This is a genomic window from Pseudomonas sp. Pseusp11 (assembly GCF_047304405.1).
Classification (GTDB): Bacteria; Pseudomonadota; Gammaproteobacteria; order Pseudomonadales; family Pseudomonadaceae; genus Aquipseudomonas.
Genome location: NZ_JBGLZF010000057.1, coordinates 23,193 through 30,442 on the forward strand (window position 1 = coordinate 23,193; position 7,250 = coordinate 30,442).

The 7,250-nt window shown below is 59.6% G+C and carries 7 protein-coding genes; 5 read left to right on the top strand and 2 right to left on the bottom strand.

Going from position 1 to position 7,250, the window contains the following annotated elements:
- Positions 1-98: 98 nt before the first annotated feature.
- Positions 99-1,457, top strand: coding sequence for a nucleobase:cation symporter-2 family protein (locus ACCC96_RS27800; protein WP_413697480.1), 1,359 nt, complete (start codon positions 99-101; stop codon positions 1,455-1,457).
- 591 nt (positions 1,458-2,048) lie between these two features.
- Complete coding sequence (locus ACCC96_RS27805; RefSeq protein WP_413697481.1) at positions 2,049-2,834, top strand: outer membrane protein OmpK; 786 nt, start codon at positions 2,049-2,051, stop codon at positions 2,832-2,834.
- Positions 2,835-2,921: 87 nt separating this feature from the next.
- Here ACCC96_RS27805 and ACCC96_RS27810 read toward each other — a convergent pair whose 3' ends face one another.
- A complete protein-coding gene (locus tag ACCC96_RS27810) occupies positions 2,922-4,076 on the bottom strand; it encodes a patatin-like phospholipase family protein (RefSeq protein ID WP_413697482.1) in 1,155 nt (384 codons plus the stop codon).
- A 35-nt stretch (positions 4,077-4,111) separates the two neighbouring features.
- A complete protein-coding gene (locus tag ACCC96_RS27815; RefSeq protein WP_204125036.1) occupies positions 4,112-5,044 on the bottom strand; it encodes a lipid A biosynthesis lauroyl acyltransferase in 933 nt (310 codons plus the stop codon).
- A 118-nt stretch (positions 5,045-5,162) separates the two neighbouring features.
- On the opposite strand from ACCC96_RS27815, the gene minC reads away from it, so the two are divergent.
- The 3 genes from minC to minE all read left to right on the top strand — a co-directional run bounded on the left by minC (position 5,163) and on the right by minE (position 7,168).
- Entirely contained in the window at positions 5,163-5,900 is a 738-nt protein-coding gene (gene minC / locus ACCC96_RS27820) for a septum site-determining protein MinC (RefSeq protein WP_026331736.1), read from the top strand.
- Between the two features lie 201 nt (positions 5,901-6,101).
- The gene (gene minD, locus ACCC96_RS27825) at positions 6,102-6,914 is read left to right on the top strand and encodes a septum site-determining protein MinD (protein WP_007940844.1); all 813 of its coding nucleotides are present in this window, start codon (positions 6,102-6,104) and stop codon (positions 6,912-6,914) included.
- Positions 6,914-7,168 (top strand): cell division topological specificity factor MinE, encoded by a 255-nt coding sequence (gene minE, locus ACCC96_RS27830; RefSeq protein ID WP_007940845.1) that lies wholly within the window; start codon positions 6,914-6,916, stop codon positions 7,166-7,168. Before minD ends, minE begins: the two co-directional genes overlap by 1 nt.
- The last annotated feature ends 82 nt before the right edge of the window (positions 7,169-7,250 follow it).

Consider the following 7,250-nt stretch of genomic DNA (forward strand, 5'->3'; position numbering starts at 1 on the left):
ATCTTGGGGCCGCTTCGCGCCCCAGCGGGAGCAAGCTCCCTCGCCACAGGTCCCCCTGATACAAAAATCACAAGAATAAAAAAGATCCGAGGTGTTGCATGTCCGAGCTATCCGAAGCGCGCATCCCCGACGCACCCGCCATTCAACGTTTACCCCTTGTGCAACTGATTCTGGTCGGTCTGCAACACGTTCTGCTGATGTACGGCGGCGCCATTGCAGTGCCGCTGATCATCGGGCAGGCCGCCGGCCTGAACCGTGAAGAAATCGCCTTCCTGATCAACGCCGACCTGCTGGTTGCCGGCATCGCCACCATCGTCCAGTCGCTGGGCATCGGCCCGATGGGCATTCGCATGCCGGTGATGATGGGCGCCAGTTTCGCCGCGGTCGGCAGCATGGTGGCCATGGCCGGGATGCCCGGCATCGGCCTGCAAGGGATTTTCGGCGCGACCATCGCCGCCGGCTTCTTCGGCATGCTCATCGCGCCCTTCATGTCCAAAGTCGTGCGCTTCTTCCCGCCGCTGGTGACCGGCACCGTCATCACCTCGATCGGTTTGTCGCTGTTCCCCGTGGCCGTGAACTGGGCCGGTGGCGGTGCTGGCGCGGCTCAATTCGGTTCGCCTGTTTACCTGGCCGTTGCCGCACTGGTGCTGTCCACCATTCTGTTGGTCCATCGCTTCATGGCCGGATTCTGGGTCAACATTTCGGTGCTGATCGGCATGTGTCTGGGTTACGCGATTTGCGGCGTGATCGGCATGGTCGACCTCAGCGGTATGGACCAGGCGCCATGGCTGCAGATTGTCACCCCGTTGCATTTCGGCATGCCGAAATTCGAGCTCGCACCGATTCTGTCCATGTGCCTGGTGGTGGTAATCATCTTCGTCGAGTCCACCGGGATGTTCCTGGCGCTGGGCAAAATCACCGGCCAGGACGTCACGCCGCGGATGCTGCGTCGCGGCTTGCTGTGCGATGCCGGTGCTTCGTTTTTCGCCGGCTTCTTCAACACCTTCACCCACTCCTCATTCGCTCAGAACATCGGCCTGGTGCAGATGACCGGCGTGCGTTGCCGCTCGGTGACCATCGTCGCCGGCGGCTTACTGATCGTGCTGAGCCTGCTGCCGAAAGCCGCGTTCCTGGTGGCGTCGATTCCGCCGGCGGTACTGGGCGGTGCGGCAATCGCGATGTTCGGCATGGTCGCCGCCACCGGGATCAAGATTCTTCAGGAAGCCGACATCGGTGACCGGCGCAACCAGTTGCTGGTGGCGGTGAGCATCGGCATGGGGCTGATCCCGGTGGTGCGTCCGGAGTTTTTCGCGCACCTGCCGATGTGGATGAGCCCGATCACCCACAGCGGCATCGCCATGGCCACGCTTAGCGCCCTGGCGTTGAACCTGTTGTTCAACATTCTCGGCGGTCACGAACGCGCAGCCGTCAACGACTGCCACGCCCACCCGCACTAATCGAACCTGTGAAGGCGCTCCCTGTGGCGAGGGGGCTTGCCCCCGCTCGGCTGCGAAGCAGTCGCAAAACCTGCTGACAAGGTATGGCTGGGGAAATACCGGGGCCGCTTCGCGCCCCAACGGGGGCAAGCCCCCTCGCCACAAAACAATAAAAACAAGAGGGAGCAACAGATGATTCGTACCCAGACAAGTCTGTCGTTCAGCGATGCCGGGCTGACCGCCCATAACTGTGCCCCACACCTGTCGCCAGTGCTCTGTTGCGGGGCACTTGAGACCTGGCCAAGGAGTCAGTATTCTCCGCGGCCGCCCGAATCCGGTCTAAAAAAAAGCCCGGATTTAATTCCTGACCAGAAAGCCAACTTACCCCGGCTCTGGGCAGTATCAAGGCATTCAAAAATAACGCTCGATCGACTGTTTTCGAACAGCCGAACGGGCGTTCTTTGGCTTTTTGAAAGCCTTGGCTCAGCTCTTGCTAACAGCACCAAAGCTGACCGCATGGATGATTTTTTACAGCAGCAAGAAAAGGCGCCACACCAGAGCGCCGACCTTAGAAAAATAACGTGGAACCACCTACTTTTTGGGAGCAACCGAATGAAACGTACGTGCACCAGCCTGATGCTCGCGGGATCCTTGCTGGCCGGGGGCCAGGCCATGGCCGGCGACTTGCTGCAATGGCAGAACAACAGCCTGACCTACCTCTATGGCAAGGACTTCCAGGTCAACCCGCGCATTCAGCAAACCGTCACTTTCGAGCACGCCGATGCATGGAAATACGGCGACAACTTCGTGTTCGTCGACAAGATTTTCTACAACGGCAAGGACGACCCCGGCGTCGGTTCGAACACCTACTACGGCGAAATCAGCCCACGCTTGTCGTTTGGCAAAATCTTCGACCAGAAACTGGAGTTCGGTCCAGTCAAGGACGTGCTGCTGGCCATGACGTACGAGTTCGGTGAGGGCAATACCGAGTCCTACCTGATCGGTCCGGGCTTCGACCTGGCGATTCCTGGTTTCGACTACTTCCAGCTGAACTTCTACCAGCGTCACACCGAAGGCAGCCGCCCGGGTGACAACGTCTGGCAGATCACCCCAGTCTGGTCCTACACCATTCCGGTGGGCGATTCGAACATCCTGATCGATGGCTTCATGGACTGGGTGGTCGACAACGACCAGAACAGCAAAGGCACCTACCACGCCAACCTGCACTTCAACCCGCAGATCAAATACGACTTGGGCAAAGCGCTGAACATTGGCGAGAAGCAGTTGTATGTGGGTGTCGAGTACGACTATTGGTCGGACAAGTACGGGATCAGGGACAGTCAGTACTTCAAGACCGATCAGAGCAACACGAGCTTCCTGGTGAAGTTCCACTTCTGATTTAAAGTCAAAAGATCGCAGGCTTCGCCAGCTCCTACGGACGTGCGCATCCGGGGTAGGAGCTGCCGCAGGCTGCGATCTTTTGCTTTATGGCAACCCAAGAAACCGACACAGCTCATCGCGCTTGGCCAACGCATCGCGCCGTCCCAGATCGATCAATTCGCTGCAATACCCCGCCTCGAACAGCAGATAACTCAGCACCCCCGCCCCGCTGGTCTTGGTCGCCCCCGGCCCGCGTAAAAACAGGCGCAAGGCTGCCGGCAGTTCCTGGCGATGCCGCGCGGCAATTTCATCGATCGGCTGACTCGGTGAAATCACCAACACATCCACTGGTGCCGCTCCCAATGCACGACTCGAGATGCCATCGGGCAGCAGATGGCTGAACTGGTTCAGACGCTGCAACAACTCGATGTCACTTTCCAGGCTGTCAATGAACGTACTGTTGAGCAGGTGCCCACCGACTTGCGCCAGGGTCGGCTGCTGACCGGTGTAGGCACGTTGCAGCGGCTGTTGCGGATCGATCCCGCGCGGGTTGCCGCTGACGCCCACCACCAGCACGCGACTGGCGCCCAGGTGCAGGGCCGGGCTGATCGGTGCCGATTGACGCACCGCGCCATCGCCGAAATATTCTTCGCCGATCTTTACCGGTGCGAACAGCAATGGAATCGCGGAACTGGCGAGCAGATGGTCGACAGTCAGCTGGGTTGGCACGCCGATTCGCCGATGGCGCAACCAGGATTCGATGGTGCCGCCGCCCTGATAAAACGTGACGGCCTGGCCGGACTCGTAGCCGAACGCTGTAACCGCTACGGCCCGCAATTGCTTTTGCGCAATCGCTTCGGCGATCCCGGGCATGTGCAGTTTGTGATTGAGTAAGCGGCGCAGCGGCGAACTGTTAAGCAGGGCCACCGGCACCGGCGAGCCAATGCCCATCAGGTTGTGACTGACAAAACGGGTGGCCTGATGGATCACCCCCGGCCAATCGCTGCGTAATACCAGATGGCTACGAAAACCTTGCCAGAAGGCCGTCAGACGCTCGATCGCGCCACGAAAATCCATCGCCCCACTGGCCAGGCTGACCGCATTGATCGCACCGGCCGAGGTGCCGACGATCACCGGAAACGGATTCGCCGCCCCCATCGGCAGCAGCTCGGCAATCGCTGCCAGCACGCCTACTTGATAGGCCGCGCGAGCCCCACCGCCGGAAAGAATCAACCCTGTAACCGGTTCAGCAGGACTCATTGCAACACTCCATGGTGCTTAAAGGGATCGGTGACTCAACCGCGTTTGGCGTACAGTTTCGGCTCGCCCGGTGGGCGGCTCTTGAAGCGGCGATGCGCCCAGAGATATTGCTCCGGACATTCGCGCAACGCACCTTCCACCCATTGGTTGATCCGAATGCAATCGGCCTCTTCCGTCTCGCCGGGAAAGCCTTCGAGCGGGGCATGAATCACCAGTCGATAACCGCTGCCGTCAGCCAGGCGCTCCTGGGTGAACGGCACCACCAGCGCCTTGCCCAAACGTGCGAATTTGCTGGTGGCGGTGACAGTCGCCGCCTGAATCCCGAACAGCGGCACGAAGATACTTTGCTTGGCGCCGTAGTCCTGATCCGGTGCGTACCAGATCGCTCGCCCTGCGCGCAGCAGTTTGAGCATGCCACGCACGTCGTCGCGCTCCACCGCCAGCGAGTCGAGGTTATGCCGCTCGCGGCCTTGGCGCTGGATGAAGTCGAACAGCGGATTCTTGTGTTCGCGGTACATGCCATCGATGGTGTGTTGCTGACCGAGCAACGCCGCGCCGATCTCCAGCGTGGTGAAGTGCACAGCCATCAGAATCACGCCCTTGCCTTGCGCCTGAGCCTGTTTCAAATGCTCAAGGCCTTCGACATGGGCCAGTTTCGCCAGACGCTTGCGCGACCACCACCAGCTCATGGCCATCTCGAAGAAGGCGATGCCGGTGGACGCGAAGTTTTCCTTGAGCAGGCGCTTGCGCTCGGCAGCGGACTTTTCAGGGAAACACAGCTCAAGATTGCGCTTGGCAATGCGCCGTCGGTCGCCGGCCACCCGGTACATCAATGCACCCAGGGCGCGACCAATCGCCAGCAACGCCGGATACGGCAACTGCACAATCAGCCACAACAGCCCCAGGCCACACCACAGCGGCCAGAAACGCGGAGAAAGAAATGCTGTTCGAAATCGCGGGCGTTCCATTAAAGGTTCCGGAAAGTTAATGGCCGCGCATTCTACATCGTTCGACCCGGCTTGCGGCCTGCGGGCGTTCTCGTTATAAGTCTCGGCACTTTTAGTGACAAGCCGTTGTATGCCGACCATGAGCCAAACCGAACCGCTAGACCAAGATCCCGTGTTCCAGTTGAAGGGCAGCATGCTCGCCATTACGGTGCTGGAACTGGCCCGTAACGACCTCGAGAACCTTGATCGGCAATTGGCCGCCAAGGTCGCCCAGGCGCCCAACTTCTTCAGTAATGCGCCGCTGGTACTGGCCCTGGACAAACTCCCGGCCAGCGAAGGCTCGGTCGACCTGCCGGGATTGATGCGCATCTGCCGCCAGCATGGCCTGCGCACCCTGGCGATCCGTGCCAGCCGCATCGAAGACATCGCCGCCGCCATTGCGGTCGATCTGCCAGTGCTGCCGCCGTCCGGCGCGCGGGAACGCCCGCTCGACCCGCTCGAAGGCGTCGTAGCGAAAAAACCCGAAAAACCACCGGAGCCGACCATCAAACCGACAAAAATCATCACGTCGCCAGTACGTGGTGGCCAGCAGATTTATGCCCAGGGCAGCGATCTGGTGGTGATTTCGTCGGTCAGCCCGGGGGCGGAACTTCTCGCCGACGGCAACATCCATGTATACGGCGCGATGCGCGGTCGTGTGCTGGCCGGCGTCAAAGGTGATACGAAAGCCAGGATTTTCTGTCAGCAAATGACCGCTGAACTGGTCTCCATCGCCGGTCACTACAAGGTTTCCGAGGACCTGCGCCGCGATCCATTGTGGGGCGCCGGAGTACAAGTCAGCCTGTCGGGTGACGTGTTGAACATCATTCGGCTTTAACGGATACTGCCGCATTTTCCAAGCATCTCTAAAACGTAGCGAAAACGGCTCAAACGAAGTAGGAAAAAGGCTAAAAGCAGTGTTTACCGGGGGTAGACACCGCTCAAAACCGGATTCCAGCCAAGGCTGTCCGACTGCAGTAGTTTTTCAAGAGATGTTTTTCAGGGGCTAAACGTCCTTTTTCCTTAGGGGTAAAACACCTTGGCCAAGATTCTCGTGGTTACATCCGGCAAGGGTGGTGTGGGTAAGACCACCACCAGCGCCGCTATCGGTACCGGCCTCGCTCTGCGTGGTCACAAAACAGTTATCGTCGACTTCGACGTCGGCTTGCGTAACCTCGACCTGATCATGGGTTGCGAGCGCCGCGTGGTGTATGACTTCGTCAACGTGGTGAACGGCGAAGCCAACCTGCAACAGGCCCTGATCAAAGACAAGCGCCTGGAAAACCTCTACGTGCTGGCCGCCAGTCAGACCCGCGACAAAGACGCGCTGACCCAGGAAGGTGTAGAAAAAGTCCTGATGCAGTTGAAAGAAGACTTCGAATTCGTGGTCTGCGACTCCCCGGCCGGCATCGAGAAAGGTGCCCACCTGGCCATGTACTTCGCTGACGAAGCGATCGTCGTGACCAACCCGGAAGTCTCCTCCGTACGTGACTCGGACCGCATGCTGGGCCTGCTGGCCAGCAAGTCCCGTCGCGCCGAAAACGGCGAAGACCCGATCAAGGAACACCTGTTGCTGACCCGCTACAACCCTACGCGCGTCGTCAACGGCGAAATGCTCGGCGTCGAAGACGTCAAGGAAATCCTCGCGGTGACCCTGCTGGGCGTGATTCCAGAATCGCAAGCCGTCCTCAAGGCCTCCAACCAGGGCGTGCCGGTGATTCTCGACGACCAGAGCGACGCCGGCCAGGCGTACAGCGATGCTGTCGATCGTCTGTTGGGCAAGACCGTGGACCATCGTTTCCTCGATGTCGAGAAGAAGGGATTCTTCGAGCGACTTTTTGGAGGTAGGTAATGAACCTTTTTGACTTCTTTCGTGCCAACAAAAAGCCCAGTACCGCCTCGGTAGCGAAAGAGCGTCTACAGATCATCGTGGCGCATGAACGCGGCCAACGCAGTACGCCGGACTACTTGCCAGCCTTGCAGAAGGAACTGGTGGAAGTGATCCGCAAGTACGTCAATATCGGGTCCGATGACGTGCACGTCGCTCTGGAAAACCAGGGCAGCTGCTCGATTCTGGAACTCAATATCACCCTGCCCGATCGCTGAGTCGATCCGGCGGGAGCCACGGCGGCTCAGGGCCTTCAGGCCTCTGTAGGAGCTGCCGCAGGCTGCGATCGTTTGATCTTGT

What these genes read in the sequence shown, in the direction of transcription:
- ACCC96_RS27800 (WP_413697480.1), top strand. Translation starts at nt 99, where the DNA reads ATGTCCGAGCTATCCGAAGCGCGCATCCCCGACGCACCCGCCATTCAA.
- ACCC96_RS27805 (WP_413697481.1), top strand. Translation starts at nt 2,049, where the DNA reads ATGAAACGTACGTGCACCAGCCTGATGCTCGCGGGATCCTTGCTGGCC.
- ACCC96_RS27810 (WP_413697482.1), bottom strand. Translation starts at nt 4,076, where the DNA reads ATGAGTCCTGCTGAACCGGTTACAGGGTTGATTCTTTCCGGCGGTGGG.
- ACCC96_RS27815 (WP_204125036.1), bottom strand. Translation starts at nt 5,044, where the DNA reads ATGGAACGCCCGCGATTTCGAACAGCATTTCTTTCTCCGCGTTTCTGG.
- minC (WP_026331736.1), top strand. Translation starts at nt 5,163, where the DNA reads ATGAGCCAAACCGAACCGCTAGACCAAGATCCCGTGTTCCAGTTGAAG.
- minE (WP_007940845.1), top strand. Translation starts at nt 6,914, where the DNA reads ATGAACCTTTTTGACTTCTTTCGTGCCAACAAAAAGCCCAGTACCGCC.